This window comes from Streptomyces sp. NPDC037242, assembly GCF_055604165.1.
The window spans coordinates 46,635-72,569 of sequence record NZ_JBVJUY010000027.1; the positions used below are offsets into that span (position 1 = coordinate 46,635).

General features: G+C 70.8%; 25 protein-coding genes. 19 read left to right on the forward strand and 6 right to left on the reverse strand.

Annotation, left to right across the window (positions count from 1 at the left end):
• Nucleotide 1 precedes the first annotated feature (1 nt).
• The 5 genes from ACZ7GJ_RS27770 (at nt 2) to aroC (ending at nt 5,694) form a co-directional block, all read left to right on the forward strand.
• Nucleotides 2–1,210, forward strand: coding sequence for a 3-deoxy-7-phosphoheptulonate synthase (locus tag ACZ7GJ_RS27770; protein ID WP_470755683.1), 1,209 nt, complete (start codon nt 2–4; stop codon nt 1,208–1,210).
• A gap of 17 nt (nt 1,211–1,227) precedes the next feature.
• A complete protein-coding gene (locus ACZ7GJ_RS27775) occupies nt 1,228–1,890 on the forward strand; it encodes an isochorismatase family protein (RefSeq protein ID WP_470755633.1) in 663 nt (220 codons plus the stop codon).
• Nucleotides 1,887–3,206: a preATP grasp domain-containing protein gene (locus ACZ7GJ_RS27780; protein WP_470755634.1), complete on the forward strand. Its 1,320-nt coding sequence runs from the start codon at nt 1,887–1,889 to the stop codon at nt 3,204–3,206. The genes ACZ7GJ_RS27775 and ACZ7GJ_RS27780 overlap by 4 nt, the downstream gene beginning before the upstream one ends.
• 71 nt (nt 3,207–3,277) lie before the next feature.
• The gene (locus tag ACZ7GJ_RS27785) at nt 3,278–4,513 is read left to right on the forward strand and encodes an MFS transporter (RefSeq protein ID WP_470755635.1); all 1,236 of its coding nucleotides are present in this window, start codon (nt 3,278–3,280) and stop codon (nt 4,511–4,513) included.
• Nucleotides 4,510–5,694, forward strand: coding sequence for a chorismate synthase (gene aroC, locus ACZ7GJ_RS27790; RefSeq protein WP_470755636.1), 1,185 nt, complete (start codon nt 4,510–4,512; stop codon nt 5,692–5,694). Before ACZ7GJ_RS27785 ends, aroC begins: the two co-directional genes overlap by 4 nt.
• Before the next feature lie 58 nt (nt 5,695–5,752).
• Here the strand turns inward: aroC and ACZ7GJ_RS27795 are convergent, their stop codons facing one another.
• The gene (locus ACZ7GJ_RS27795) at nt 5,753–6,241 is read right to left on the reverse strand and encodes a glutathione peroxidase (RefSeq protein WP_470755637.1); all 489 of its coding nucleotides are present in this window, start codon (nt 6,239–6,241) and stop codon (nt 5,753–5,755) included.
• A gap of 57 nt (nt 6,242–6,298) precedes the next feature.
• A complete protein-coding gene (locus ACZ7GJ_RS27800; RefSeq protein ID WP_470755638.1) occupies nt 6,299–7,129 on the reverse strand; it encodes a hypothetical protein in 831 nt (276 codons plus the stop codon).
• Nucleotides 7,130–7,394: 265 nt separating this feature from the next.
• Here ACZ7GJ_RS27800 and gcl point away from each other — a divergent pair, with 265 nt between their 5' ends.
• On the forward strand, nt 7,395–9,173 hold the full coding sequence (gcl, locus tag ACZ7GJ_RS27805) for a glyoxylate carboligase (protein ID WP_470755684.1): 1,779 nt from the start codon (nt 7,395–7,397) through the stop codon (nt 9,171–9,173).
• A gap of 109 nt (nt 9,174–9,282) precedes the next feature.
• Here the strand turns inward: gcl and ACZ7GJ_RS27810 are convergent, their stop codons facing one another.
• On the reverse strand, nt 9,283–9,864 hold the full coding sequence (locus ACZ7GJ_RS27810; protein ID WP_470755639.1) for a TetR/AcrR family transcriptional regulator: 582 nt from the start codon (nt 9,862–9,864) through the stop codon (nt 9,283–9,285).
• A gap of 176 nt (nt 9,865–10,040) precedes the next feature.
• On the opposite strand from ACZ7GJ_RS27810, the gene ACZ7GJ_RS27815 reads away from it, so the two are divergent.
• The 7 genes from ACZ7GJ_RS27815 to ACZ7GJ_RS27845 all read left to right on the forward strand — a co-directional run bounded on the left by ACZ7GJ_RS27815 (nt 10,041) and on the right by ACZ7GJ_RS27845 (nt 17,419).
• On the forward strand, nt 10,041–11,087 hold the full coding sequence (locus ACZ7GJ_RS27815; RefSeq protein WP_470755640.1) for an agmatine deiminase family protein: 1,047 nt from the start codon (nt 10,041–10,043) through the stop codon (nt 11,085–11,087).
• 53 nt (nt 11,088–11,140) lie between these two features.
• A complete protein-coding gene (locus ACZ7GJ_RS27820) occupies nt 11,141–12,025 on the forward strand; it encodes a nitrilase-related carbon-nitrogen hydrolase (RefSeq protein WP_470755685.1) in 885 nt (294 codons plus the stop codon).
• Between the two features lie 211 nt (nt 12,026–12,236).
• The gene (locus ACZ7GJ_RS27825; protein WP_470755641.1) at nt 12,237–13,865 is read left to right on the forward strand and encodes an ABC transporter substrate-binding protein; all 1,629 of its coding nucleotides are present in this window, start codon (nt 12,237–12,239) and stop codon (nt 13,863–13,865) included.
• A complete protein-coding gene (locus ACZ7GJ_RS27830) occupies nt 13,865–14,827 on the forward strand; it encodes an ABC transporter permease (RefSeq protein WP_470755642.1) in 963 nt (320 codons plus the stop codon). The genes ACZ7GJ_RS27825 and ACZ7GJ_RS27830 overlap by 1 nt, the downstream gene beginning before the upstream one ends.
• Entirely contained in the window at nt 14,824–15,684 is an 861-nt protein-coding gene (locus tag ACZ7GJ_RS27835) for an ABC transporter permease (RefSeq protein ID WP_470755643.1), read from the forward strand. The genes ACZ7GJ_RS27830 and ACZ7GJ_RS27835 overlap by 4 nt, the downstream gene beginning before the upstream one ends.
• Nucleotides 15,681–16,625, forward strand: a complete 945-nt coding sequence (locus ACZ7GJ_RS27840; RefSeq protein ID WP_470755644.1) for an ABC transporter ATP-binding protein — start codon at nt 15,681–15,683, stop codon at nt 16,623–16,625. Before ACZ7GJ_RS27835 ends, ACZ7GJ_RS27840 begins: the two co-directional genes overlap by 4 nt.
• Complete coding sequence (locus ACZ7GJ_RS27845) at nt 16,622–17,419, forward strand: ABC transporter ATP-binding protein (protein WP_470755645.1); 798 nt, start codon at nt 16,622–16,624, stop codon at nt 17,417–17,419. The genes ACZ7GJ_RS27840 and ACZ7GJ_RS27845 overlap by 4 nt, the downstream gene beginning before the upstream one ends.
• Nucleotides 17,420–17,827: 408 nt before the next feature.
• Here the strand turns inward: ACZ7GJ_RS27845 and ACZ7GJ_RS27850 are convergent, their stop codons facing one another.
• The 3 genes from ACZ7GJ_RS27850 to ACZ7GJ_RS27860 all read right to left on the reverse strand — a co-directional run bounded on the left by ACZ7GJ_RS27850 (nt 17,828) and on the right by ACZ7GJ_RS27860 (nt 21,300).
• A complete protein-coding gene (locus ACZ7GJ_RS27850; protein WP_365925640.1) occupies nt 17,828–19,285 on the reverse strand; it encodes a catalase in 1,458 nt (485 codons plus the stop codon).
• 215 nt (nt 19,286–19,500) lie between these two features.
• Complete coding sequence (locus ACZ7GJ_RS27855; RefSeq protein WP_470755646.1) at nt 19,501–20,391, reverse strand: 2-hydroxy-3-oxopropionate reductase; 891 nt, start codon at nt 20,389–20,391, stop codon at nt 19,501–19,503.
• 75 nt (nt 20,392–20,466) lie between these two features.
• Entirely contained in the window at nt 20,467–21,300 is an 834-nt protein-coding gene (locus tag ACZ7GJ_RS27860) for a TIM barrel protein (RefSeq protein ID WP_215145737.1), read from the reverse strand.
• Between the two features lie 126 nt (nt 21,301–21,426).
• Between ACZ7GJ_RS27860 and ACZ7GJ_RS27865 the strand changes: the two genes are divergently transcribed.
• The 6 genes from ACZ7GJ_RS27865 (at nt 21,427) to ACZ7GJ_RS27890 (ending at nt 25,664) form a co-directional block, all read left to right on the forward strand.
• On the forward strand, nt 21,427–21,678 hold the full coding sequence (locus tag ACZ7GJ_RS27865) for a thiamine-binding protein (RefSeq protein WP_365925550.1): 252 nt from the start codon (nt 21,427–21,429) through the stop codon (nt 21,676–21,678).
• Nucleotides 21,675–22,073 carry a helix-turn-helix domain-containing protein gene (locus tag ACZ7GJ_RS27870; RefSeq protein ID WP_470755647.1) on the forward strand — a complete coding sequence of 133 codons (399 nt, stop codon included), beginning with the start codon at nt 21,675–21,677 and terminating at the stop codon, nt 22,071–22,073. The genes ACZ7GJ_RS27865 and ACZ7GJ_RS27870 overlap by 4 nt, the downstream gene beginning before the upstream one ends.
• A gap of 154 nt (nt 22,074–22,227) precedes the next feature.
• Complete coding sequence (gene uraD, locus ACZ7GJ_RS27875; RefSeq protein ID WP_470755648.1) at nt 22,228–22,743, forward strand: 2-oxo-4-hydroxy-4-carboxy-5-ureidoimidazoline decarboxylase; 516 nt, start codon at nt 22,228–22,230, stop codon at nt 22,741–22,743.
• Nucleotides 22,744–22,745: 2 nt separating this feature from the next.
• Nucleotides 22,746–23,147: a hydroxyisourate hydrolase gene (gene uraH, locus ACZ7GJ_RS27880; RefSeq protein WP_384232113.1), complete on the forward strand. Its 402-nt coding sequence runs from the start codon at nt 22,746–22,748 to the stop codon at nt 23,145–23,147.
• Between the two features lies 1 nt (nt 23,148).
• Nucleotides 23,149–24,072, forward strand: a complete 924-nt coding sequence (gene pucL / locus ACZ7GJ_RS27885) for a factor-independent urate hydroxylase (protein WP_470755649.1) — start codon at nt 23,149–23,151, stop codon at nt 24,070–24,072.
• Nucleotides 24,073–24,260: 188 nt separating this feature from the next.
• Nucleotides 24,261–25,664, forward strand: coding sequence for an 8-oxoguanine deaminase (locus ACZ7GJ_RS27890; protein WP_365925558.1), 1,404 nt, complete (start codon nt 24,261–24,263; stop codon nt 25,662–25,664).
• The last annotated feature ends 271 nt before the right edge of the window (nt 25,665–25,935 follow it).

The window sequence follows — 25,935 nt, forward strand, 5'->3', positions numbered from 1 at the left end:
CCTGACCCGTCCCCGCCACACCGACGCGGCCCTGCTGCCGCTCGCCGCCGCCGAGCACGACGCGCTGCGCGCCCTGCCCGCCGCGCAGCAGCCGCACTGGCCCGACCAGGACCTCCTGGCCAAGGCCGTCCGCGAGATCCGCGACAGCCCGCCGCTCGTACCCTCGCGCGAGATCCTGCGCCTGCGCAGCCTGCTCGCCGAGGTCGCGGCCGGCAACGCCCTGATCGTTCAGGCCGGCGACTGCGCCGAGGACCCCGCCGACCGCACCCCCGAAGCCGTGGCCCGCAAGGCCGGCCTGGCCGAGTGCCTCGCCGGCGTCCTCCAGGCGCGCTCCGGGCTGCCCGTACTGCGCGTCGGCCGGATCGCCGGACAGTACGCCAAACCCCGCTCCCAGCCGACCGAGCGGCGCGGCGGCGTCGAACTCCCCGTACACCGCGGCCCGATGGTCAACGGCCCGGAGTTCGACCCCCTGCTGCGCACACCCGACCCGCTGCGCATGCTCGACTGCCACGAGGCGGCCGGAGACGTCCTCGGCCTGCTGCGCGAACGCCAGGACGGCACCGACGGCGCTCCGCTCTGGAGCAGCCACGAGGCCCTCCTGCTCGACTACGAGCTGCCCCAACTGCGCCGCGACGCCTACAACCGGACCTTCCTCACCTCCGCCCACTGGCCGTGGATCGGCGAACGCACCCGCCAACTCGACAGCGCCCACGTCGCACTGCTCTCCCAGGTCGCCAACCCGGTGGCCTGCAAGGTCGGGCCCGCCATGGAGCCCGCCGAACTGCTCGCGCTGTGCGAGCGCCTCGACCCCAACCGGCAGCCCGGCCGGCTCACCCTGATCCCCCGGCTCGGCGCCGACCTCGTCGCCGACCGCCTCCCCGCCCTCGTCGCGGCCGTACGGGACGCCGGGCACCCGGTGATCTGGCTGTCCGACCCCATGCACGGCAACACCGTCACCGGCCCGGCCGGCCACAAGACCCGCTCCGTCGCCACCGTCGTACGGGAGGTCCAGGGCTTCCACTCCGCCGTGCTCCAGGAGGGCGGCGTACCGGGCGGGCTCCACCTGGAAGCCACCGCCGCCCCCGTCGTCGAGTGCTGGGCGGACGAGGCCGAGCTGAACGCGCTGGGCGAGGCCTACACCACGCTGTGCGACCCCCGTCTCAACCTCGGACAGGCCATCACGGTCGCCGAGTCCTGGCCCCACCAGTGAGAGGTTCCCCAACTCCCGTGTCACTGCCAGCAATCCAGCCCTACCCCATGCCGGCCGAAGCCGAACTCCCGGCCAACAAGGCCGACTGGAGGGTCGACCCCGCACGTGCGGTGCTGCTCATCCACGACATGCAGCGGTACTTCGTCGACGCCTTCCCGGCCGCCGCCGACCCCGTGCTCTCCCTCACCGCCAACGTCCGCGAGCTGCGCGAGCGGTGCGCCGCACAGGGGATTCCGGTGGCCTACACCGCCCAGCCGGGCGGCATGAGCGAGCAGGACCGCGGCCTGCTGCGCGACTTCTGGGGGCCGGGCATGTCGGTGAGCCCCGAGCAGCGCGAGGTCGTCGACGGCATCGCACCGCGGCCGGGCGACCAGGTGTACACCAAGTGGCGCTACAGCGCCTTCCACCGCACCGGCCTCCTCGGCTTCCTGCGCGAGCAGGGCCGCGACCAGCTGGTCATCTGCGGGATCTACGCCAACATCGGAGTCCTGGCGACCGCCGTCGAGTCGTACACGAACGACATCCAGACCTTCCTGGTCGCCGACGCCGTGGCCGACTTCACCGCGGAGGACCACCGCAGCGCCCTGCACTACGCGGCCGGCCGCTGCGCCGTGGTGCTGCCCACCCAGACCGTCGCCGACCAGATCGAGCGGCTCGAAGCAACCGTGGAGACTCGATGAGCACCCTGTTCATAGCCAACAACCGCACGGCCCAGATGGTCGGCGACCTGGCAGAACTCACCGCGGAGCACCGCAGGACCGCGGGCGTGACCGCCCAGCGCATGATCTGGTACGCGTCCGAGGGCGACGTCCTCGTCGTACCGCACGTACCCAGCGAGGAGTTCCTCGCCTACGTCACCGCCCTGACCGGCGCCGACCGCGACCGGATCACCGTCCTGGCCCCGCCCGCGGGCACCCTGGGCGTCGACGTCCTCACCCCGGACCGCTGGGACGACCGGCCGTTCGTCGAGGAACTCCGCCGCAACGCCGAGGAGTCCGGCGTCGACCGGGTCTTCCCGATCTACTACGACAGCCCGGTCGTGCGGCTGGCCCACTCCCTGGAACTCGGCCGAACGACCCCCGGATTCCGCTACATCCACCAGGGCGGGGGCCAACTCCTCAACAGCAAGGCGACGTTCCGGGCACTGGCCGCCGGCATCGGCAACCCCATCCCCAGGGGCGTGGTGGCCTTCGCCCGGGCCGAGGCCGAGGAGTTCCTGTGGGAACTCCTCGGACGGGACCGCCACGCCATCGTGAAGAAGGACTTCCACGTCGCCGGCTACGGCAACGCCATCCTCAGCCGCGACGGCGGCGTCACCCCCATCGGCGCCCCCGAAGTCACCGTCCTCAGCAGCCGGGAGGACCTCGCCCGCCATCTGGACCAGCGGTGGTCCTGGTACTCGGACGACGACAGCCGGCCGGTGGTCGTCGAGGACTACACCCCGGACAGCGTGCCCGTCTACGCCGAGTTCCGCATCGGCGAGGAGGAGACCGAGCTCTTCGGGCACGGCGAGATGCTGATGGGTCCGATCTTCAACGGTCTGGTCATTCCGGCGAAGTCGGCCGACCACCCGGGCTTCCCGCAGTTCCTCGCCGAGGCACACCGCCTCTGCGAGACGGTCCGCGCCATGGGCTACCGCGGCCCGATCAGCGTGGACGCGATCGTCACGCCCGGCGGCGACATCCTGATCAACGAGTTCAACGGGCGCGTGGGCGGCTCGACCCACATCAACTACCTGGCCGAGCAGCTCGTGGGACCGGACTTCCTCCGGGAACGCATCCTCATCCAGCGCCACCACTGGCAGGTGCCGTCCTTCCGGGAAGCCGTCGACAGGATCCGGGAACTGGGCCTCGCCTTCGACCCGCAGACCCGGACCGGCGTCGTCATCACCTCCGACGACAGCACGCACGGCGGCACGGTCGAGTACTGCCTCGTCGCCGAGGACATGGCCGCCGCGGAGAAGACCGAGGACCTCCTGTCCGGGCTGTTCGTCTGACGAGCGCTTGCGGCCGACCACCACCCGCCACGGCCGACGACCCGCAACAAGAAGCGAAGAGAAGAAGGACCATGAGTTACCGGAAGATCCTCAAAGGGAACGTCCTGCTGTGGATGGCCGCCGCCTTCGTCGGCAGGCTGCCCATCGCCGTAGCCCCCCTGGGCCTGGTGTTCCTCGTCCGCGACACCGCGGGCGGCTACTCGCTGGGCGCGACGCTGGCCGCCGCCTACGTCCTCGGCGAGGTGCTGGGATCAGTGGTGCTCGGGGCCTGGATGCGCCCGAAGCGGCTCCACGTCCACCTGGCCGTCGGCATGGCGGCCGGCGCCGCCGCCTTCGCCGGTCTCGCCCTGTTCCCCGAGGCCCCGGTGGCCGTGACGGCCGCACTGGCCTTCGCGGCCGGCGCGGCCCCGGCCGCGGGCCCCGGCGGAATGCGGTCGATGCTGATCGCCCTCGTGGACAAGGCCGACGAGCCCCGGGCGCTGAGCGCCGAGACGGTCCTGACCCAGATCACCTGGGGCGGGGCCCCCGCGCTCGTCGTCGTCCTGGCGGTGAACGCCTCGCCGAGCGCGCCGATGGCAGTCGGCGCGGTCGGGTTCCTCGCGGCCGCGGTGATCCTCTTCCTGCTGCCGGCCTACCGGCCCGAGGCCGAGGCCGACGCAGCGGCCGCGGGGCAGACGGACAAGAAGGCCAAGACCATCGGCCGGGGCCGGGTGCTCGCCTCCGCCTGGCCCATCTACCTGACCAGCGCGGGCGCGATGTCCATGCTGGCCACCGCGGAGCTCGCCCTCACCCCGCTCCTCGAATACCGGCAGCTCACCGTCAACTGGGCCGGGGCCCTGCTCGCCCTGTTCTCCCTGACCAGCGCGGCCGGCGCGTTCCTCTACGGCCTGCGGACCTGGCCGGGCACGGTACGCGGCCAGAGCCTGGTCTTCCTGCTGATCACCTCGGTCTGCGTCGCGCTGTCCGCGGTGTTCACCAACCTGGTCGGCATCGCCCTCGCCTTCCTCGCGGCCGGCGTCTTCCAGGCGGGCGTGATGGTCACCCGCAGCATGAGCCTGCGCGAGCGCCTCCCGGAGCACGCCCACACGGCCGGGTACTCCATCCAGTACGCCGTCCAGGGCGTCGGCTACACCATCACCGCGTCCGTGGCCGCGACCGTCCTCTCGGGCTCCACCCCCGTGGTCGCCATCCTCGGTGGCGTGGGGATCACCCTGCTGCTCACCCTGGTCAGCGCCGCCGCCGAGCTGCGCCGCCGTCCCGCACGCGACCCGGAGCTCCCGGCCGTACGCGAGGGGGCCCTCAGTTGAGCAGGTGGCGCTGGCTCACCGCGGGGGAGTCACACGGACCGGCACTGGTGGGGATCCTGGAGGGCGTTCCCGCAGGCGTACCGATCACCACGCAGGCGGTGGCCGACCACCTGGCGCGGCGGCGCCTCGGCCACGGACGCGGCGCCCGGATGAGGTTCGAGCGCGACGAGGTCACCTTCCTCGGCGGTGTCCGCCACGGCCTGACCCTGGGCTCGCCCGTCGCGGTCATGGTGGGCAACACCGAGTGGCCCAAATGGGAGCAGGTCATGTCGGCCGACCCCGTGGACCCGGACGTCCTCGCCGACCTCGGCCGGGCCGCCCCGCTGACCCGGCCCCGCCCGGGCCACGCCGACCTGGCCGGCATGCAGAAGTACGGCTTCGACGAGGCCCGCCCGGTCCTGGAGCGCGCCAGCGCCCGGGAGACGGCGGCCCGGGTGGCGCTGGGCGCGGTGGCGAGGTCGTACCTCAGGGAGACGGCCGGGATCGAGATCCTCTCGCACGTCGTCGAACTGGCCGCGGCCAAGGCCCCGCACGGCCTGTACCCGGTCCCCGGCGACGTGGACCGGCTGGACGCGGACCCGGTGCGCTGTCTCGACGCGCAGGCCTCCGAGGCGATGGTCGCCGAGATCGACCGGGCCCACCGGGAGGGGGACACCCTGGGCGGTGTGGTGGAGGTCCTGGCGTACGGAGTGCCGGTCGGTCTGGGCTCGCACGTCCACTGGGACCGCCGCCTGGACGCCAGGCTGGCCGCCGCCCTGATGGGCATCCAGGCCATCAAGGGCGTCGAGGTCGGCGACGGCTTCGACCTCGCGCGGGTGCCCGGATCGCGGGCCCACGACGAGATCGTGCCGACCCCGGACGGCATCCGCCGCACCTCCGGCCGCTCCGGAGGCACGGAGGGCGGCCTGACCACGGGCGAGCTGCTGCGCGTACGGGCCGCGATGAAACCCATCGCGACCGTGCCGCGGGCCCTGTCCACCGTCGACGTGGCCACGGGCAAGGCCGCGGCGGCCCACCACCAGCGCTCGGACGTCTGCGCCGTCCCGGCCGCGGGCATCGTGGCCGAGGCCATGGTCGCGCTGGTGCTGGCCGACGCGGTCGCGGAGAAGTTCGGCGGCGACAGCGTCCCCGAGACGCGCCGCAACGTACGGTCCTACCTCGACGCCCTGACCGTCAGATAGTCCCCGTGATGCACACAGCCCGGGCCGGAAACGGCCCGGGCTGTCGGTGTTCGTGGCCCTACGCGGGCAGCAGCGCCTCGATGGCCGCGATGACCTCGGGGGACTCGGGCTCGGTGCGCGGCCGGAAGCGGGCCACGACCTCGCCGGCGGGAGAGATCAGGAACTTCTCGAAGTTCCACTGGATGTCGCCCGCGGCGCCCTCCGTGTCGGGGGTCTGCACCAGCTCCTGGTAGAGCGGGTGCCGGTTCTCGCCGTTGACCTCGGTCTTCTCCAGCATCGGGAAGGTCACGCCGAAGCCCGCGGCGCAGAAGGTCTGGATGTCGTCGGCGGTGCCGGGCTCCTGCTCGCCGAACTGGTTGCAGGGCACGCCGATGACGGTGAAGCCCTTCTCCTCGTACTTGAACTGCAGCCGGGCCAGGCCCGAGTACTGAGGGGTGAGCCCGCACTGCGACGCGGTGTTCACCAGCAGGATCGCCTTGCCCTTGTGGGCCGCGAGGCTGGTGGGCTCGTCGGACAGAGTGGTCAGCGGGATGTCGTACAGGCTCATCGAGCTCTCCTCGGCGGGAAAAGGCAGCTAATGCCTCCGAGCTTAAGGGGACGGCCCTCAGGCCCCGCCGCCGACGAGCGCGTCCGCCGGGTCGTTGACCGGCTGCGGCATTCCGGTGAGGTCCATGACGAACAGGGGTATCCCCAGGTCGTCCGCGCGCGTGCGCGCGTCCTGGGTGTACCCGGCGAGCGCGAAGTAGACGCTGGTCGCGGAGGCGGTCAGGCCGTTCAGCCAGACGCACTCCACCGCCCGCAGCCCGGCCGGCGCCGTGGTCGGGTCCACCTGCGCGACCAGGCCCGGAGCCCGCAGGTCCACCGCCGCCGACGGGATCGGCCGCCCGTCGGGCTGCCGTACGTCCTGGAAGCCGAGCCAGCGCAGGTACAGCGCGGCCGTGGCCACCGCGTCGCGGGCCGTACGGATGGTCACCGGGCGGAAGGCGGGCCGCGGCACCGGAGCCGTCGGCGGCGCGGGCGGCGTCGCGGGCGCGGCGTGCGCCGGTCCGGGCTCCGGCGGAGCCTCCGGCAGCAGGGGCGGCGCCGCGGGCGGCCGCGGCCGTACCCCGTCCGTACGTCCCGGGCCCGGACCCAGTGCCGCACCCAGTTCCGATTCGGAGTCCGGGGTCTCCAGCGGATGCACCGGAATCCGCACCACCGTCCCGCAGGACCCGCACCCCAGCTCCGGGTGCGGCCACTCGCTCTCCCGCCCGCAGGCGGTGCACCGTACCGCCACCCAGCTGTCCGACCACGTGCGATGGGTCAGCGGCTCGGGTGGTCCCGCCAGGTCCAGCGGCGGGGTGACCGGGCTCCCGCAGGCGCAGGGGAAGACCGGGGCGATGTAGCTGTTCTCGCGCAGGCACGCCGGGCAGCGCACCGGTACCGCATCCGCCATGAGCCGTGGATCCCCTCCGTCGCCGTGCGTAGCTCCATGCTCCACCACGAGCTACCACCGGGGCGAGGCCGTCCTCGAATTTCCGTCGAGCGCTGGACATTCGTACAGCTCACCGCCCAAGACGCGGCTTTTGGTGGGTTCCTGGCAGCCGTATCGCCTTGACGTGCGCGGAGTCGCCGCTTAGCTTGTTCCGTATAGCAGAACAAAACTTCCGGATTACGGAAAAGCCTGACCGCCAGACCCGCAGGAGAACTCGATGCCTCGTATGACAGCCGCCGCCGCTGCAGTGGAGATCCTCAAGCGCGAGGGCGTTTCGCAAGCGTTCGGCGTGCCCGGCGCTGCGATCAACCCGTTCTACCGCGAGCTCAAGAACGTCGGTGGCATCAACCACACGCTGGCCCGCCACGTCGAGGGCGCCTCGCACATGGCGGAGGGCTACACCCGCACGACCCCGGGCAACATCGGCGTCTGCATCGGTACCTCCGGCCCCGCCGGCACCGACATGATCACCGGCCTGTACTCGGCCATCGCGGACTCGATCCCGATCCTGTGCATCACCGGTCAGGCCCCGGTCTCCAAGCTCCACAAGGAAGACTTCCAGGCCGTCGACATCGCGTCGATCGCCAAGCCGGTCACCAAGAAGGCCACCACGGTCCTGGAGGCCGCGCAGGTCCCCGGTGTGTTCCAGGAGGCCTTCTACCTGATGCGCTCCGGCCGTCCGGGCCCGGTCCTCATCGACCTGCCGATCGACGTCCAGCTGACCGAGATCGAGTTCGACCCCGACCTGTACGAGCCGCTGCCCGTGCACAAGCCGGCCGCGACCCGCAAGCAGGCCGAGCGCGCCATCCAGTTCCTGCTGGCCTCCGAGCGCCCGCTGATCGTCGCCGGCGGCGGCATCATCAACGCCGACGCCTCCGACCTGCTGGTCGAGTTCGCCGAGCTCATCGGCGTCCCGGTCATCTCCACCCTCATGGGCTGGGGCACCATCCCGGACGACCACGAGCTGGCCGCCGGCATGGTCGGTGTCCAGACCTCGCACCGCTACGGCAACGCGACGTTCCTGGAGTCGGACTTCGTCCTCGGCATCGGCAACCGCTGGGCCAACCGCCACACCGGTTACAACCTGGACGCGTACCTCGGCGACCGCAAGTTCGTCCACGTCGACATCGAGCCCACCCAGATCGGCAAGATCTTCGCCCCGGACCTCGGCATCGTCTCCGACGCCAAGGCCGCGCTGACCGTCTTCATCGAGGTCGCCAAGGAGCTCAAGGCCGAGGGCAAGCTGCCCGACTTCAGCGCCTGGGTCGCCTCGCACCTGGAGCGCAAGGGCTCGCTGCAGCGCCGCACGCACTTCGACAACATCCCCATGAAGCCGCAGCGCGTCTACGAGGAGATGAACAAGGCCTTCGGCCCGGAGACGCGCTACGTCACCACCATCGGCCTCTCCCAGATCGCCGGCGCGCAGATGCTGCACGTCTTCAAGCCGCGCCACTGGATCAACTGCGGCCAGGCCGGCCCGCTCGGCTGGACCATCCCGGCCGCGCTGGGTGTCGCCACCGCCGACCCGCAGACCCCCGTCGTCGCCCTCTCCGGCGACTACGACTTCCAGTTCATGCTGGAGGAGCTGGCCGTCGGTGCGCAGCACAAGATCCCGTACGTCCACGTCCTGGTGAACAACGCCTACCTGGGCCTGATCCGCCAGGCGCAGGGTGGTCTCGGCATCAACTTCGAGGTCAACCTCGAGTTCGAGAACATCAACGCCCCCGAGCTGGGTGTCTACGGCGTCGACCACGTCAAGGTCGTCGAGGGTCTCGGCTGCAAGGCGATCCGCGTCCAGGACCCGAACGAGCTGGGTGCCGCTCTGGAGGAGGCCAAGAAGCTGGCCGCCGAGTACAGCGTCCCGGTCGTCGTCGAGGCCATCCTGGAGCGCGTCACCAACATCTCGATGAGCAAGACGGTCGACATGAGCGACGTCACCGAGTTCGAGGAGCTGGCGACCGAGCCGGGTCACGCCCCGACCGCGATCCGCCCGCTGACCGTCTGACGGTCCCCGCGGTAGCAGTACGCACGACCCCCGTGCCTCCTGGAGGAGGAACGGGGGTCGTTCTGCGTCCCGGGCGTTTGCTCGGTCCGGGGCGGTCCGGGGCGACCGGCTACTCGGGGCGGGGGCCGAGTTCCGCGTCCACGGCGCCGGTGAGCAGTTCGCGGGCCCGCTCCAGGGTCAGGGAGCCGCTCAGCCAGCGCTCGCTCAGCCCCTCGACCAGGGCGGTCAGCCGGTCCGCGGCGTCGAGCGGGCTCACGCGCAGGTCGGCGAGGCCGGCGGCCTGGGCGTCCGAGACTGCCTCGGCGGTGTCCTGGGTCCAGCTCCGGGTGGACTCGGCCAGGGTCGCGCGCAGCTCGGTGTCGAAGATGGCGCTGGCCCGCAGCTCGCCCCAGGCGATGCTGTTCTCGCGGACCCGGTCGGTGTCCTGGAGCTCGCTCAGCAGCAGTTGGAGCAGGACGGTGCGGGCGTCCTCGGTGTCGGACACGGCCTCGTCGGTGTAGCCGGTGGCGCGGTCGCTGATGAAGGCGAGGGTGCGCTGGATCAGGCCGGCGCGGTCCTTGAAGTGGTAGTAGAGCAGTGCGGTGGAGACCTCGGCCTCCGCGGCCAGCTCCTCCACCCGCAGCCCTCTGACGCCGCTGCGCGCGATGACTCGTACCGCTGCTTCCAAGATCAACGTTTGACGATCGGCCACGCCGGCTCGCACCTTTCGGTCGGATACCCCTTGACTGATCTTTCAGTCAGGTCCCACGATAGCTCCCACCGACCACCTGACTGGATTTTCAGTCCATCTGGTCCTGACTGAAATTTCAGTCAGGCTGCCAGGGTGGTGGGTGTACCGCCCCGACCGCACCAAGGGAGCCACCCCCGATGTCCAAGTCCACGCACATGCCCGCCGAGTGGGCCGAGCACGAGGCCTGCCTGATGGTCTGGCCGACCCGCGCGTCCCTGTGGGGGCCGGCCTACGAGGCGGCCAAGCGGGAGTACGCGGCCGTGGCCCTGGCCGTCGCCGGCTTCGAGCACGTGATCATGATCGCCGCGCCCGGCCTGGCAGACGAGGCCCGCACCGCCTTCGGCGACGCCGCGGCCGAGGGCCACGGTGTCGAGGTCATCGAACTGCCGGTCGACGACTCCTGGCTGCGCGACTCCGGCCCGATCTTCGCCCACGACGAGCAGGGCAACCGCGTCGGCGTCGACTTCCGCTTCAACGCCTGGGGCGAGAAGCACTACCCCTGGACCGCCGACGACAAGCTCGCCTCGCTCCTCCTCGACCGCCTCGGCGTGGAACGCGTCCACTCCTCGATGATCCTCGAAGGCGGAGCCCTCACCGTCGACGGCGAGGGCACGCTCATCACCACCGAGCAGTGCCTGCTGCACCCCAACCGCAACCCGCGCATGAGCCGCACCGAGATGGAGGACGAGCTGCGGCGCCGCCTCGGCATCGAGAAGGTCATCTGGCTGCCGTACGGCGGCCTGGAGGACACCGAGACCGACGGCCACGTGGACGGCGTCGCCGCCTTCGTCGCCCCCGCCAAGGTGGTCGTCTCCCTCCCCGAGGACCCCGCGCACCCCGACTACGCCCGGATGCGCGCCAACCTCGCCGTCCTGGAGGCCTCCACCGACGCCCGCGGCCGCGCCCTGGAGGTCGTCCCCGTACCGCAGACCGCGTACGGGGAGGTGGCGGGCACCCCCGTCGAGGTCTGCTACCTCAACTTCTACCTCGCCAACGGCGGCTGCGTGGTCCCCGTCGGCGGCGCCGACGACGGCCGGTCCGAGACCGACGCGGCGGCCCTCGCCGTGATCGCCGCCGCCCTGCCCGGCCGCAAGGTGGTCGGCGTACCGACCCCCGTCCTCGCCTACGGCGGCGGCGGTATCCACTGCATCACCCAGCAGCTCCCGAAGGCGGCCCGCGCGTGAGCACGTACGAACTCCTCACCTCCTACGGCTCCCCGCTCGGCTCACCGGCCCGCATGGAGCCCGCCGAGCGCGCCCCGCTGCGCGTCGGCCTCGTCCAGATGCGCTGGTACGCCGACGCGGACGAGCACGACGAGCGGCTGCGCGAGGGCGCCCGGCTGGCCGCCGCCGAAGGCGCCAAGGTCGTCTGCCTCCCGGAACTGACCCGCAGCCCGTACTTCTGCAACACCGACGACCCGATGGCCGACGGCGCCGCCCGGTACCTGGAGGACCTGGAGACCGGGCCCACCGCCCGGCTGGCCGCCGGCCTCGCCGCCGAGCTCGACATCACCGTCCACGCCTCCCTCTACGAGCGCGCCGAGGACGGCGGCCTCGGCTACAACACCGCCATCTGCGTGGACCGGGACGGCAAGCTGATCGCCCGGACCCGCAAGAACCACATCCCCGCCTTCCCCGGCTACCGCGAGGACCTGTGCTTCCGCCCCGGCGACAGCGGATTCCCGGTGGTCTCCCACGAAGGGGCCCGGTTCGGCTTCCCCACCTGCTGGGACGAGTGGTTCCCCGAGCTCGCCCGCGCCTACGCCCTGCACGGGGCCGAGATCCTGGTGCACCCCACCGCCATCGGCTCCGAGGTGGACCTGCCGGACTTCGACACCCGGCCCCTGTGGGAACACGCCATCAGCGCCAACGGACTCGCCAACGCCCTCTTCATGATCGTGCCCAACCGCGTCGGCACCGAGGGCCGCTCCACCTTCTACGGCTCCTCCTTCATCTCCGACCCCTACGGCCGCATCGTGCTGCGCGGGCCCCGGGACCGCCCCGCCGTACTCGTCGCCGACCTCGACCTCGACCAGCGTCGCGACTGGCTGGAGTTCGGCCTCCTCCAGACCCGCCGCCCCGAGCTGTACGGCCAGCTCACCGAGCCACTAGGGGGTGTCTGACGGATGTCCGCGGCGTCGCGGCGCCCGGCACGTGCTCTCGCCGCACCGACCGAAAGCCCAAGTACGTCCAGTACGCGGGCTTCCGGTCGGCACGCCGAGAGCACGCACCGGACGCCGCTCCTTCCCCACGGACATCCGTCAGACACCCCCTAGCCCCGTAGGGCCCCGGCCCTCCAGGCCCCACCCGGGGCCCCTTTGCCAAGGAGCGTGCATGCCGATCCCCTCACGGCACCGCCTGGCCGGTCCCGCCGCCGCAGTCCTCGCCCTGATCCTCACGGGCGCGGGCTGCGCGGCCCCGGCCGGTGGCGCCGGCACCACCGGAACACACCTCTCCACCGCCACACCCCCCGCCCGCGGCGACATCGACGGCTTCACCTGGGCCCTCTACGCCGAACCGCCCGTCCTCGACTACATCTACGCCTTCGACTACCCGCAGAACACCGTCCTCGCCAACGTCTGCGAATCCCTGATGCGCTGGACCCCGCAGCTCACCATGGAGCCTGGCCTCGCCGAGCAGGCCACGAACCCCGACCCCACCACCTGGGTCTACGACCTGCGCCCGAACGTGCGCTTCCACTCGGGTGCCGTCCTCACCGCCGACGACGCCGTGGCCAGCCTGAACCGGCACCTCGACCCCGAGCTGGGCTCGTACTGGACCGAGGACTTCAAGAACGTCGACTCCGTCGAGAAGACCGGCCCGCTGCAGGTCACCGTCCACCTCAAGCGCCCCGACGCGCTGTTCGCGCAGGCCATGGCCAACTCCGCGGGCACCGTCGCCCATGCCGCCACGATGGCGGAGCAGGGCGAGACCTTCGGCACCGCCGACGGCGGCCTCGACTGCACGGGCCCGTACCGGCTGGGGGAGTGGGAGCAGGGCCAATCCCTGCGCCTGGACCGCTTCGAGGGCTACTGGGGCCGGCGCGCCAAGGCCGGACACGTCACCTTCAACTTCCTGCCCGACTCCGCCGCCCGTACCAACGCCCTGCTCACCGGCGAGGTGGACGGCTCCTTCGCGGTCCCGCCGGAGTCCCTGTCGCGGCTGCGCGCCGCCGACAACGGCCGGCTCTACGCCGGGGAGGGCCTCACCACCGTCAACCTCGCGGTCGCCGACCTCGGCGCAACCCTGGGCGACGTCCGGGTCCGCCGCGCCCTGATGCTGGCCCTGGACCGCGAGGGCTTCACCAAGGGCGCCATGCGCGGCGCCGCCTCGCCCACCGGCTCACTGGTGGCCAAGGAGACCTGGCGCGGAGTCCCGCCGGAGCAGGTGGCCGGCCAACTCGCCGCGCTGCCACCGGTCCACCGCGACCTGGAGCAGGCGAAACGCCTCGTCGAGGAGGCCGGTGCGCGCGGCAGGAAGGTCACCGTCGCCTCCAGCCCGGTCGGCCCGGACGTCTCGCTCCTCGCCATCGCGGTCCAGGACGCCGGCCGCCGGATCGGCCTGGACGTGGAGATCCGCACCATCGCGCCCGACGCCTTCACCGCGCTGTTCTCCGACGCCGAGGCCCGCAAGGGGCTCGACCTCTTCCCCTATACCTACTACTTCTCGATCACCGACCCGCTGAGCCTGTACTCCAACTTCCGCACCGACCAGTTCGAGAACTACGGCGGCTACAGCAACCCGGAGTACGACGCCGTCGTCGACGAGGCGAGCGCCGAATACGACCCGGCGAAGCGCGGGGCCGTCACCGCCCGGCTCGCCAGGATGGCCGCCGACGAAGCCGTGTGCCTGCCCGTCGCCGAATACCCGGGCACCGTCTTCCTGAACAAGCGCATCACCGGCGCCCCGACGACGATCTCGTACATGTACTCCCCGTGGGCCGCGGAAGTGGGGGCCTCCTGATGCACACGGGCCTGATCCGCTTCCTGCTGAGACGTCTCGGCGAGCTCCTCGCCACCCTGCTCATCGCCTCGTTCCTCGTCTACGCCTCCATCCGTCTCGCCCCCGGCCGGCCCGAGACCTTCCTCCTCGGCGGCCGCGGGGCCAACCCCCAGGCCCTGGCCGCCATCCGCGAGCACTACCACCTCGACGACCCGTTCTTCGTGCAGTACGGGAAGTGGCTCGCCGGGGCCGTCACCGGAGACCTCGGCACCTCCGTCCAGTACCGCAGCGATGTCCTGGAGCTGGTCTCGGCCCGCATCCCCGTCACCCTCGCCCTGATCGGAATGTCAGCCTCCCTCGTCATCGCCGGCGGGCTGCTGCTCGGCCTGCTCGCCGCCGTCCGCGGCGGCCGCACCGACCGCGCCGTCCTCGTCGCCACCTCGGTCGCCGTCGCCACGCCGTCGTTCATCGCCGCGATCCTGCTGCTGTCGCTCTTCTCGGTGCGGCTCGGCTGGTTCCCCGTACTCGGCAGCGGAGACGGCTTCCTCTCCACCCTCCACCACCTCGCCCTGCCGGCCGTGGCGCTGGCCCTGCCCTTCGTCGGGGTCCTCGCCCGCGTCACCAGGGCGGCCCTGCTGGAGCAGTTCGCCCAGGACCACGTCACCGTCGCCCGCAGCCGGGGCGTGCCCGAGCGGACCGTCGTACGCCGCCACGTGCTGCGCGGCGCGCTCGGCACGGTCGTCACCCAGGCCGGGCTCGCCATCTCCGGACTGATGGTCTGCACGATCCTCGTCGAGTCGGCCTTCGGCCTCGGCGGGCTCGGCGAGTTCCTCGCCAAGTCCGTGACCGTGAAGGACTTCCCGGTGGTCCAGGCGATCTCCCTCCTCACCATCGGCCTCTTCGTCCTCGTCAACCTCGCCGTCGACCTCGTCCACCCGCTCATCGACCCCCGGGTCCGGCTCGGCGCGAGGAGCTCCGAATGACCGCTCTGCTGCTCCGCTCCACCACGAGACCGGTCCGCAAGGCCCCAAGCGGCGGCTCCTGGCTCCACCGCACCTGCCTCGGCTTCGCCGCGCTCGTCGTCCTGACCGCCCTCGCCGCGCCCTGGCTGGCGCCGCACGACCCCAACGCCGTCGACTTCGCGGCCTCCCTCGCCAACCCCACGCCCGATCTTCTGCTCGGCGGGGACATCAGCGGGCGCGACACCCTGTCCCGCCTGATCACCGGCGCCCGCACCTCGCTCCTCGGCCCGCTCGGCGTCGTCGCCCTGTCCACCCTGCTCGGCGTGGCCATCGGGGTCACCGCCGCCTGGCGCGGCGGCCGGCTCGACACCCTGCTCTCCCGCACCAGCGAACTGCTGCTCGCCTTCCCCGGACTGCTGCTGGCGATGCTGCTCGTCTCCCTCTACGGGCGCGGGCTGATCGCCCCGGTGGTCGCGCTGTCCCTCGCGTACACCCCCTTCGTCAGCCGGCTCGCGCGCACCCTCGCGCTCGCCGAGGCGGGCAAGCCGTACCTCGCGGCGTACCGGGTCCAGGGCTTCTCCGGGCTGCGGATCTGCGTGCGCCACCTCGTCCCGAACATCGCCCCGGTCGTCCTCGCCCAGTCCACGGTCAACTTCGGCTACGCGCTCCTCGACCTCGCCGCCCTGTCCTTCCTCGGCCTCGGCGTGCCACCGCTCACCCCCGACTGGGGAGCCATGATCAACGACGGCCAGTCCGCGATCCTCGAAGGGGCGCCGCTCTCCGCGCTCGCCCCCTGCCTCGCGGTGATCCTCACCGTCGTCGCCTTCAACGTCGTCGGCGAGCGCTTCGCCGACCGGGTCGCAGGGAGGACCGCATGAGCACGAGCCCCGCCCCCGTGCTGGAGGTGGAGTCGCTCCACCTCACCCTCCCGGGCCTGCCGCGCCCCGTCCTGGCCGGGGTCGACCTCACCGTCCGGGCCGGCGAGACCGTGGCCCTCGTCGGGGAGTCCGGCTCCGGCAAGTCCCTCACCTCCCGCGCCGCCCTCGGCCTGCTGCCGCCCGGCGCGACGGCCACCGGAACCGTACGGGTGGCCGGCGAGGACGTACTGGCCATGGCCCCGGACCGGCTGCGCGGCCTCCGCGCCTGCACCGCCTCGATGATCTTCCAGGACCCCCGGGCGGCCATGGACCCGCTGCGCCGCCTCGGCGACTTCCTCACCGAGGGCGTGCGGTACGCCTCCGCGAAGGCGCCCGACGGCCGACTCGCCGAACTCCTCGACGCGGTGGGCCTGCCCCCGCGCATCCTGCGCCAGTACCCGCACCAGCTGTCCGGCGGCATGCTGCAACGCGTCATGATCGCCGCAGCCCTGCTGCCCGGCCCCCGGCTGCTGCTCGCCGACGAACCCACCACCGCCCTCGACACCACCACCCAGGCCGAGACCATCGCCCTGCTGGCCCGGCTCCGCGAACGCGAGGGCTGCGGGCTGCTCTTCGTCACCCACGACCTCGAACTCGCCGCCGCCATCAGCGACCGCGTCTACGTCATGTACGCCGGCCGCATCGTCGAGACCGGCGCGGCCGCGACCCTCTTCGAGCACCCCCGCCACCCCTACACCCGCGCCCTGCTGGCCGCGACCCCGCGCCTGGAGGCCCCGCCCGGCCCGCTCCCCGCGATCCCCGGCCGGCCGCCGGACCTGCGTACGGTCCTCACCGGATGCGCGTTCACCCCGCGCTGCGCCCGCGCCACCGACCTGTGCGGCGCCGAGGTCCCGGCCGCGCGCGCGGGCGTCGCCTGCCACCACTCGGAGGTCCCGCGATGAACCCGGCACTGGAAGTCCGCGGCCTTCGCCGCGCGTACGGCGCCACGCGCGCGGTGGACGACGTGTCCTTCACCGTCCCGGCGGGCGGCTCGCTGGGCATCGTCGGCGAGTCCGGCTCGGGCAAGACCACCACGGCCCGCATCGTGACCGGCCTGGAACGGGCGGATGCGGGCGAGGTGCGCGTACGGGGAACCGTGCGCGAGCCCGCTGCCCGCGGCCGCGCCGCCCGGCTGCGCAGGGCGCGGGAGGTCCAGCTGGTCTTCCAGGACCCGCTGCTCTCCCTGGATCCTCGGGTGCCAGCGGGAGAGGTGCTGCGGGAGACCCTGCGGCTGCACTTCCCGGACCGCGACCCGCGCCCGCGGGTACGTGAGCTGCTGGACCAGGTGGGCCTGGGCGAACGGGAAGCGGCGGCGCGCCCGCGCGAACTCTCCGGCGGCCAGCGCCAGCGCGTCGCCATCGCCCGGGCCCTGGCCGTGGAGCCCGCGGTGCTGGTGCTGGACGAGGCGGTGGCGGCCCTGGACGTCTCCGTGCAGGCGCAGATCCTGAACCTGCTGGCCGGCATCCGGGCCCGCACGGAGATCGCGTACCTGTTCATCACGCACGACCTGGGCGTCGTACGGGCGGTGACCGACTCCCTGGTGGTCATGAACTCCGGCCGGATCGTCGAGCAGGGCCCGACGGCCTCGGTGCTGGCGGCCCCGGAGCACGCGTACACGCGACTGCTCCTGGACTCCGTACCGGGGCCCGGCTGGGACCCGCAGGCCATCGCGGCCCGTCGGTCAAGCCGGACATGACAAAGCGCCGAGTCACGGGACCGTCCGTGACTCGGCGCTCTGGTCTGTGGGGATGGGTCGTGCTGTTACCGCCCGACGGAGCGAGGCTGGCGCGACAGGACGTTCGCACCGCCGGGCGGAGACTGTGGAGAGGTTTCCGTCCCTCTGTACAGGGGGCTCTGTGCGTAGCCCCTGGACACGGGGACGGAGATTTGGCTGGGACCGTGGCGGGCGGCGACGAGAACTCCGGCTTCGTCTCCCTCAGGTCAAGAGACGGGCCTCGGAACCCATTACCACCGCACTGGCTCGCACGCTCGCCACGGTCCTCGTCCTGCCCTTACCGCGTACCACCCCTCATCCGGGTCCGCAGCTCGGGCTCAGCACCCGGAGCCTGACCTCCCGTCAGGCTCCCGGCGCAGCTTGGGGCTCTCAGGCGTCGCGCAGGGCGCGAACGGCCTCCTCGACGCGCTTGCCGTAGTCGGCGTCCGCGGCGTGGAAGTGAGCCAGGTTCTTCTCGATGACGTCTTCGAGGGTGACCTGAGACAGACCGCCGGCGATGTTCGCCACCAGACGCTGCTTCTCGGCCTCCGACATCAGGCGGTAGAGCTCACCGGCCTGGAAGAAGTCGTCGTCCTTGGTGTGGGCCGGGGCCTCGTGGGTGCCCGTGTAGCCGGAGACGGCCTTCGGGGCGCCGAGGGCCAGACCGGTCTCGGCCGGGCCCTGGTACGAGTTGGGCTCGTAGTTCTTGTCGTGGCGCGAGCCGTTGCGCAGCGCCATGACACCGTCGCGGCCGTAGTTCTCGGCCTTCGTCGCCTTCGGGGCGTTGACCGGCAGCAGGGTGTGGTTCACACCGAGGCGGTAGCGCTGGGCGTCGGCGTACGCGAAGAGACGGCCCTGGAGCATCTTGTCCGGCGAGGCGGTGATGCCCGGGACGAAGTTGTTCGGGGAGAAGGCGGACTGCTCGACCTCGGCGAAGACGTTGTCCGGGTTGCGGTCGAGGACCAGGCGGCCCACGCGCTGCAGCGGGTAGTCGCTGTGCGGCCACACCTTGGTGAGGTCGAACGGGTTGAAGCGGTAGTCCGCGGCCTCGGCGGCGGGCATGATCTGGACGTAGAGGGTCCAGCTCGGGTTCACACCGCGCTCGATGGCCTGGAGCAGGTCGGTCTGGTGCGAGTTGGCGTCGGAGCCGACGAGTTCGGCGGCCTGCTCGCCCGACAGGCAGCGGATGCCCTGGTTCGTCTTGAAGTGGTACTTGACGAAGAAGGCCTCGCCCTGGGCGTTGGTCCACTGGTACGTGTGGGAGCCGTAGCCGTTCATGTGGCGGTACGACGCCGGGATACCGCGGTCACCCATCAGCCAGGTGATCTGGTGCGTCGCCTCGGGGGCGTGCGCCCAGAAGTCCCAGACGTTGTCCGGCTCCTGCTTGCCCGTGAAGGGGTCGCGCTTCTGGGAGTGGATGAAGTCGGGGAACTTGATCGGGTCCTTGATGAAGAACACCGGGGTGTTGTTGCCGACGAGGTCGTAGTTGCCCTCTTCGGTGTAGAACTTCAGCGCGAAGCCGCGCGGGTCGCGGACCGCGTCCGCGCCACCCAGCGAGTCGGCCACGGTGGAGAACCGCAGGAAGGTCTCGGTCTTCTTGCCGACCGTGTTCAGGAACGCGGCGCTGGTGTACGCGGTGACGTCGTCGGTCACCTCGAAGTGGCCGTACGCGGCGGAACCGCGGGCGTGCACCACGCGCTCCGGGATGCGCTCGCGGTTGAACCGGGCGAGCTTCTCGAGGAGCTGCTGGTCCTGGACCAGGAGCGGGCCACCGACGCCGGCGGTAGCGGAGTTCTGGTTGTCGGCGACCGGGGCGCCAGACTCGGTCGTCAGCGTGCGCTTCGACATGGTGACCTTCCGTACGGGGAACTGCTGACGGAAATCGTCTTCCGTCATGCGGAACAGCCTAATTTCGGCATGAACGCATCGTCAACAGTTTGTTGAAATGAAAGATGGCGGAGAGGTGATCCGGACGGTGCCGGCGCTTGGGCGCGACAGGACAGGTGTCAGCACCGGCACCATCCGGAAACTCAGGCCCCCCGGATAGCAGGGGGAGGGGGTGCTCAGACCTGGGCGCCGGAGAGGCGCTCGACGGCACGGAGCAGGGCCGAGTGGTCCAGGCCGCCGTCACCCTGGGCGCGCAGCGAGGCGACCAGCTGGGCGACGACCGCGCCGACCGGAAGGGCGGCACCGACGTTGCGGGCGGCGTCGGTGACGATGCCCATGTCCTTGTGGTGCAGGTCGATCCGGAAACCGGGCTTGAAGTCGCGGTTCAGGAAGTTGTCCTTCTTGCGGGTCAGGACCGTGGAGCCGGCCAGACCGCCGTTGAGGACGTCCAGGGCGGCCTGGAGGTTCACGCCGGACTTCTCGAGGAAGACCACGGCCTCGGCGCACGCCTGGATGTTCACCGCGACGATGAGCTGGTTGGCAGCCTTCACCGTCTGGCCGGAGCCGTGCGGGCCGCACAGGACGATGGTCTTGCCGAGGGCCTCCAGGACGGGCAGGGCCTCGTCGAAGTCGGCCTGCTCGCCACCCACCATGATCGACAGCACGGCCTCGATGGCGCCGGCCTCGCCGCCGGACACCGGGGCGTCGATGACGCGGATGCCCTTGGCGGCGGCGTTCTTCGCGAGGTCGATCGAGGTCTGCGGGGTGATCGACGACATGTCGATGATCAGCGCGCCGGACTTCGCGTTCTCGAGGATGCCGTTCTCACCGTAGGAGATGGCCTCGACCTGCGGGGAGGCGGGAACCATCGTGATGATGACGTCGGCGTCCTTGACGGCCTCGGCGATCGAGCCGGCCGCGGAGCCGCCGGCGGCGGCCAGGCGGTCCAGCTTGTCCTGCTCCAGCGTGAAGCCGGTGACCGAGTAGCCGGCCTTCAGGAGGTTCTCGGCCATGGGGGAGCCCATGATTCCGAGACCGATCCAGGCAATCTTGGGGAGGGTGCTCATGATGAGGGTCCTTCTCTTAATGCTTTGTACGAAAAGTTCGTGACGTGCCTGGCTGATCGCCTGGACTTTGTCCGCTTACTTGGCGGCGCGGGCCTCGGCCGGCAGCCACGCGAAGGAGGCGGCAGCGTCGGCGGCCTTGTACTCCAGGCCTACGTAGCCCTCGTATCCGGCCTTCTTCAGCTGGTCGAGCAGCTCCTCCAGGGGCAGCTCGCCGGTGCCGGGGGCACCGCGCCCGGGCTTGTCCGCGATCTGGACGTGCCCGGTCTTGGCGGCGTACTTTTCGATGACCTCGGAGAGGTCCTCATCGTTCATCGCCAGGTGGTACAGGTCGAGCAGGAACTTGGCGTTGCCGAGGCCGGTGGCCTCGTTCACCTTGTCCACTACCTCGATGCCGGCCGGGGCGCTCACCAGCGGGTAGAGCGGCGACTCGGGCTTGTTGAGGGTCTCGATCAGGAGGATCGCGCCGACGCGGTCCGCGGCCTGAGCCGCCACGACCAGGTTCTTCAGCGCGAGCTCGTCCTGGACGGCCGGGTCCACGCCTTCGACGCGGTTGCCGTACAGGGCGTTCAGCGCCTTGCAGCCGACCGAGGCCGCGAAGTCCGCGGCCACGTTGATGTTGGCGTTGAAGCGCTCCGACTCCTCGCCGGGAACCGATACCGCACCGCGGTCCGGGCCCGGCAGCTGGCCGGCGTAGAAGTTCAGGCCCACCAGCTGGGTGCCGGCGTCCTCAAGAGCCTTCTTGAGGGCGTCGAGCTCCGCCTGAGCGGGGGTGGGGGTCTCGATCCAGGGCCACCACAGCTCGACCGCCGTGAAGCCCGCCGCGGCGGCAGCCGCGGGGCGCTCCAGGAGCGGGAGTTCCGTGAAGAGGATCGAAAGGTTCACATCGAAGCGCTGGTCCGTGTATCCCATGAGGGGTGTGCGCTCCTTCCGTATTGCGGAAGTTAGTTTCTGCTTGATGGAAGACTGCATCGGGCTTGTCCTGGATGTCAAGTGCGGACTGCCGGAAAAACGTGACCGGGAGGTAGCTTGACCAGCGTGCGATTGAGAGTGGAGTTCACGACCGAGCCCTTCGATCTCGAAGAGGCCCCCGCCCATGCCGTGGCCGCTCGCGAGGTCATCCAGAAGGCGCAGCTGGACGCGGTGGATGTCGGCCCGTTCGGCAACACCGCCGAGGGTGGCGCCGACGAGGTGCTGACCGCGGTGGCCGCGCTGCTGCGCCGTTCGCTGGAGTCCGGGGCCACGCGCGTCTCGCTCCAGGTCAACGTGATCGGGGAGGACACCCCATGACCGAGCCCCGTGACCACCCGTTCGTCACCGCGGTCAAGCCGCTGGTGGACGCGATGGGCGGCGAGCTGATGGATCCGGCGCTGGCGCAGCCCGACGACGTGGTGCTGGCCTGGGAGGGCCAGGACCTGCTGGCCGTACGGCTGCCGCAGCTGTCCGACTCGCTGGACCACATCCTGGCGGCGCTGGAGCGCCGGCACGGCGTACCGTTGTCGCAGCTCGACCGGAAGTCCAAGCAGGACGTCGTGCGGATACTGGAGGCGCGCGGCGCCTTCTCGGTCCGGCACGGAGTGGAGACGGTCGCGGGAGCCCTGGGTGTCAGCCGTTTCACGGTCTACAACTACTTGAACAGGGACTCAAACACTCCCAAAGGACCCGCCAAAACCAACCAAGAGTGAAGCCACTCTGACCCACTGTGACGAGCCGCCGCCCAATTCACCCGGGCGGCGGCTTTTGTGTACGGGAAGTTTCAACAAAGTGTTGACGCCGTGTTGTCGAGGGCGTTAGCTATGCGCAGCCCGTCAAAGCAACAACAGGCCACGGAGGCCTACCGTGACTTCGAGTCCGACCCCGGGTCTCACCCGGTTCAACGCCTTGGACGACAGCGCGGCCACGGCCGAGCTCCACGAGGTGTGCGCCAGCTCGGCATGGGGGAGCAAAGTCCTCGCCCAGCGCCCCTTCGCCAGCGCCGAAGCCCTGTTCTCGGCCAACGAGTCCGCCATGGCGGAGCTCACCGCCGAGGACCTGGGCGAGGCGATGGGGGGCCACGCGCCGATCGGCCGGCCGAAGCCGGGAGACCCGACCTCAGCCCGCGAGCAGCGGGGCATGGCCGGTGCCTCGGAGGAGCTCAAGAACGAGCTCCTGGAACTGAACCTGGCCTACCAGGAGAAGTTCGGCCACGTCTTCCTCATCTGCGCCACCGGTGCGACCGGTGAGTTCATGCGGGACGCGGTCAAGGTCCGGATCGACCACTCGCCGGAGCAGGAGCGCGAAATCGCCCGCGGCGAGCTCGTCAAGATCAACAAGATCCGCCTTACCCGCCTCGTGGAACTCGCAGAAGGAGCGTGAGCATGAGCACTGAGACCGCGGCATCGCCGAGAAATTCGGTGTCCACGCACATCCTGGACACCAGCATCGGCAAGCCCGCCGAGGGCGTCGCCATCTCGCTGTCGGCCCGTACGGGCCTGGACGGCGAGTGGGCGGCCCTGGGCGGCTCCGCCACCGATGCGGACGGGCGCTGCAAGGACCTGCCGGCCCTGCCGGAAGGCACCACCCACGTACGCCTCGACTTCGAGACCGAGACGTACTTCTCCAAGAAGCAAGCCGAGGCGCAGCAGGACGCCCCCCGCGTAAGGGACAGCGGTGCGTTCTTCCCCGAGGTCACCATCACCTTTGCGGTGAACCCGGGCGAGCACTATCACGTACCGCTGCTGCTCAACCCGTTCGGCTACTCCGTTTACCGAGGGAGCTAGCATGGCCACGATTCTGGGCCAGAACCAGTACGGCAAAGCAGAGAACCGCGTCGTAAAGATCACGCGGGACGGCGACACGCACCACATCAAGGACCTGAACGTCTCGGTCGCCCTCTCGGGCGACATGGACGACGTCCACTACTCCGGCTCGAACGCCAACGTCCTTCCGACGGACACCACCAAGAACACGGTGTACGCGTTCGCCAAGGAGTACGGCATCGAGTCGGCCGAGCAGTTCGGCATCCACCTGGCGCGCTGGTTCGTCAACAGCCAGGAGCCGATCCAGAAGGCCCGCATCCGGATCGAGGAGTACTCCTGGTCCCGGATCGCCACCTCGGACGCCAACTCCAAGTTCATCGGCTCCGACGAGGTGAACCACTCCTTCGTCCGCCAGGGCATGGAGACCCGCGTCACCCAGATCACGTACGACGGTCAGAACTGGGAGGTCATCTCCGGCCTCAAGGACCTGGTCGTCATGAACTCCACGAACTCCGAGTTCTGGGGTTACGTGAAGGACAAGTACACGACGCTGAAGGAGGCCTACGACCGCATCCTGGCCACCCAGGTGTCGGCTCGCTGGCGCTTCAACTGGTCGGACGACGAGCAGCGGATGCCCAACTGGGAGAAGTCCTACGCCGAGACCCGCAAGCACATGCTGCAGGCCTTCGCGGAGACCTACTCCCTGTCGCTGCAGCAGACCCTGTACCAGATGGGTTCGCGCATCATCAACCACCGTTCGGAGATCGACGAGGTCCGCTTCTCGCTCCCGAACAAGCACCACTTCCTGGTCGACCTCGAGCCCTTCGGCCTCAAGAACGACAATGAGGTCTACTTCGCCGCGGACCGCCCGTACGGTCTGATCGAGGCGACGGTCCTCCGCGACGGCGTCGACGCCCGTATCCCCGTGGACATGACCAACCTCTGACGCGGCACGCGCGTCCCGGGGCTCCGCAGTGGCCCCGGGACGCGCGACACCCTCAACTTCCTGAATCGGCACCCGGACGCAACGCACGGGGCGGCAGTACTGTCAGCTGTCAAGGCCCCCGGCTCCGGCACTCAAATCCCCAGGGCTTTGCCGTGCCCGCACCGCCACTGAAAGCACGAGGAAGTCCCATGGCAGCATCGGCAGCCCATGACAGCGCCGTAGAGCGCATCGTCATCGAGAACTGTGCGATTGCGACCGTCGACGCGAACGACACCGAGTACGCCTCGGGCTACGTGGTCGTCGCCGGCAACAAGATCGAGTCGATCGGTGCGGGCAAAGCCCCCGAGAAGCTCGACAACGTGGTCCGCCGCATCGACGGCACGGGTCACCTCGTCACCCCCGGTCTGGTCAACACCCACCACCACTTCTACCAGTGGATCACCCGCGGTCTGGCCACCGACCACAACCTCTTCAACTGGCTCGTCGCGCTGTACCCGACGTGGGCGCGCATCGACGAGCAGATGACCTACACCGCCGCGCAGGGCTCGCTCGCCGCGATGGCCAAGGGCGGCGTCACCACCGCCATGGACCACCACTACGTGTTCCCCAAGGGCTCCGGCGACCTCTCCGGCTCGATCATCCGCGCCGCGTCCGAGATGGGCGTACGGTTCACCCTCGCCCGCGGCTCGATGGACCGCAGCGAGAAGGACGGCGGCCTGCCGCCGGACCACGCGGTCGAGACCCTCGAAGGTGCGCTCGCCGACACCGAGGCGACCGTGAAGAAGTACCACGACGCCTCCTTCGACGCGATGACCCAGGTCGCCGTCGCCCCGTGCTCCCCCTTCTCGGTCTCCACCGAGCTGCTGAAGCAGGGCGCCGAGCTGGCCCGCCGCCTGGGTGTGCGCATGCACACGCACGGCTCCGAGACCGTCGAGGAAGAGCAGTTCTGCAAGGAACTGTTCGGCATGGGCCCGACCGACTACTTCGAGTCGACCGGCTGGCTCGGCGAGGACGTGTGGATGGCGCACAGCGTCCACATGAACGACTCCGACATCGCCGCGTTCGCCCGTACCAAGACCGGTGTCGCGCACTGCCCGTCCTCCAACGCCCGTCTGGCCGCCGGCATCGCCCGCGTCCCGGACATGCTGGCCGCCGGCGTGCCGGTCGGCCTCGGCGTGGACGGCACCGCCTCCAACGAGTCCGGCGAGCTGCACACCGAGCTGCGCAACGCGCTGCTGATCAACCGCCTGAACCCGGTCCACCGCGAGCGCGCGCTCAACGCCCGCCAGGCCCTGCGCCTCGGTACGTACGGGGGCGCCCAGGTCCTCGGCCGCGCCGACAACATCGGTTCGCTGGAGGTCGGCAAGTGCGCCGACCTGGTGATGTGGAACCTGAGCACGTTCCTGCACTCCTCGATCGCCGACCCGGTCACCGCGCTGGTCTTCGGCGCCGCGGCCCCCGTGACGGCTTCGTTCGTCAACGGCAAGCAGATCGTCGAGAACAACCGACTGCTCTTCGCCGACGAGGACGCCATCGCCGTGTCCACGCGGGAAGAGGCCCAGCGCCTCGCGCGGATCTCCGCGCAGGCCTGATCCCAGTGAGTCCGGCCGGGGGGGACGGCCCCCGGCCGGCGGCCGCGGACCCGAGCGGGGTCCGCGGCAGCTGTTCCCGGGTAGCGCCTGAGGAAATCCGAGGGCGCCCCCGGGAGCGGTGACTCGTGCCACTGCTTGCTCTCCTCTGCCGAAACGCCTCTGACGGAACGCCTTTGACGAAACGACTCGGGCGAGTCGTTTCCGCATGCCCTCACAACTGAACAAGAGCCCGACTCGCACAGCTTTCGCACCACCTCCAAGACACCCACGT

Excerpts from the sequence above, each read along its gene's own strand:
- ACZ7GJ_RS27795 (WP_470755637.1), bottom strand. The coding sequence starts at position 6,241 with ATGAGCCTGTACGACATCCCGCTGACCACTCTGTCCGACGAGCCCACC.
- ACZ7GJ_RS27820 (WP_470755685.1), top strand. The coding sequence starts at position 11,141 with ATGGAGCCCGCCGAGCGCGCCCCGCTGCGCGTCGGCCTCGTCCAGATG.
- ACZ7GJ_RS27870 (WP_470755647.1), top strand. The coding sequence starts at position 21,675 with ATGACCGAGCCCCGTGACCACCCGTTCGTCACCGCGGTCAAGCCGCTG.
- ACZ7GJ_RS27825 (WP_470755641.1), top strand. The coding sequence starts at position 12,237 with ATGCCGATCCCCTCACGGCACCGCCTGGCCGGTCCCGCCGCCGCAGTC.
- gcl (WP_470755684.1), top strand. The coding sequence starts at position 7,395 with ATGACAGCCGCCGCCGCTGCAGTGGAGATCCTCAAGCGCGAGGGCGTT.
- ACZ7GJ_RS27850 (WP_365925640.1), bottom strand. The coding sequence starts at position 19,285 with ATGTCGAAGCGCACGCTGACGACCGAGTCTGGCGCCCCGGTCGCCGAC.
- ACZ7GJ_RS27835 (WP_470755643.1), top strand. The coding sequence starts at position 14,824 with ATGACCGCTCTGCTGCTCCGCTCCACCACGAGACCGGTCCGCAAGGCC.
- uraH (WP_384232113.1), top strand. The coding sequence starts at position 22,746 with ATGAGCACTGAGACCGCGGCATCGCCGAGAAATTCGGTGTCCACGCAC.
- ACZ7GJ_RS27855 (WP_470755646.1), bottom strand. The coding sequence starts at position 20,391 with ATGAGCACCCTCCCCAAGATTGCCTGGATCGGTCTCGGAATCATGGGC.
- ACZ7GJ_RS27890 (WP_365925558.1), top strand. The coding sequence starts at position 24,261 with ATGGCAGCATCGGCAGCCCATGACAGCGCCGTAGAGCGCATCGTCATC.
- ACZ7GJ_RS27840 (WP_470755644.1), top strand. The coding sequence starts at position 15,681 with ATGAGCACGAGCCCCGCCCCCGTGCTGGAGGTGGAGTCGCTCCACCTC.
- ACZ7GJ_RS27845 (WP_470755645.1), top strand. The coding sequence starts at position 16,622 with ATGAACCCGGCACTGGAAGTCCGCGGCCTTCGCCGCGCGTACGGCGCC.
- ACZ7GJ_RS27780 (WP_470755634.1), top strand. The coding sequence starts at position 1,887 with ATGAGCACCCTGTTCATAGCCAACAACCGCACGGCCCAGATGGTCGGC.
- ACZ7GJ_RS27815 (WP_470755640.1), top strand. The coding sequence starts at position 10,041 with ATGTCCAAGTCCACGCACATGCCCGCCGAGTGGGCCGAGCACGAGGCC.
- ACZ7GJ_RS27830 (WP_470755642.1), top strand. The coding sequence starts at position 13,865 with ATGCACACGGGCCTGATCCGCTTCCTGCTGAGACGTCTCGGCGAGCTC.
- ACZ7GJ_RS27800 (WP_470755638.1), bottom strand. The coding sequence starts at position 7,129 with ATGGCGGATGCGGTACCGGTGCGCTGCCCGGCGTGCCTGCGCGAGAAC.
- ACZ7GJ_RS27785 (WP_470755635.1), top strand. The coding sequence starts at position 3,278 with ATGAGTTACCGGAAGATCCTCAAAGGGAACGTCCTGCTGTGGATGGCC.
- pucL (WP_470755649.1), top strand. The coding sequence starts at position 23,149 with ATGGCCACGATTCTGGGCCAGAACCAGTACGGCAAAGCAGAGAACCGC.
- ACZ7GJ_RS27860 (WP_215145737.1), bottom strand. The coding sequence starts at position 21,300 with ATGGGATACACGGACCAGCGCTTCGATGTGAACCTTTCGATCCTCTTC.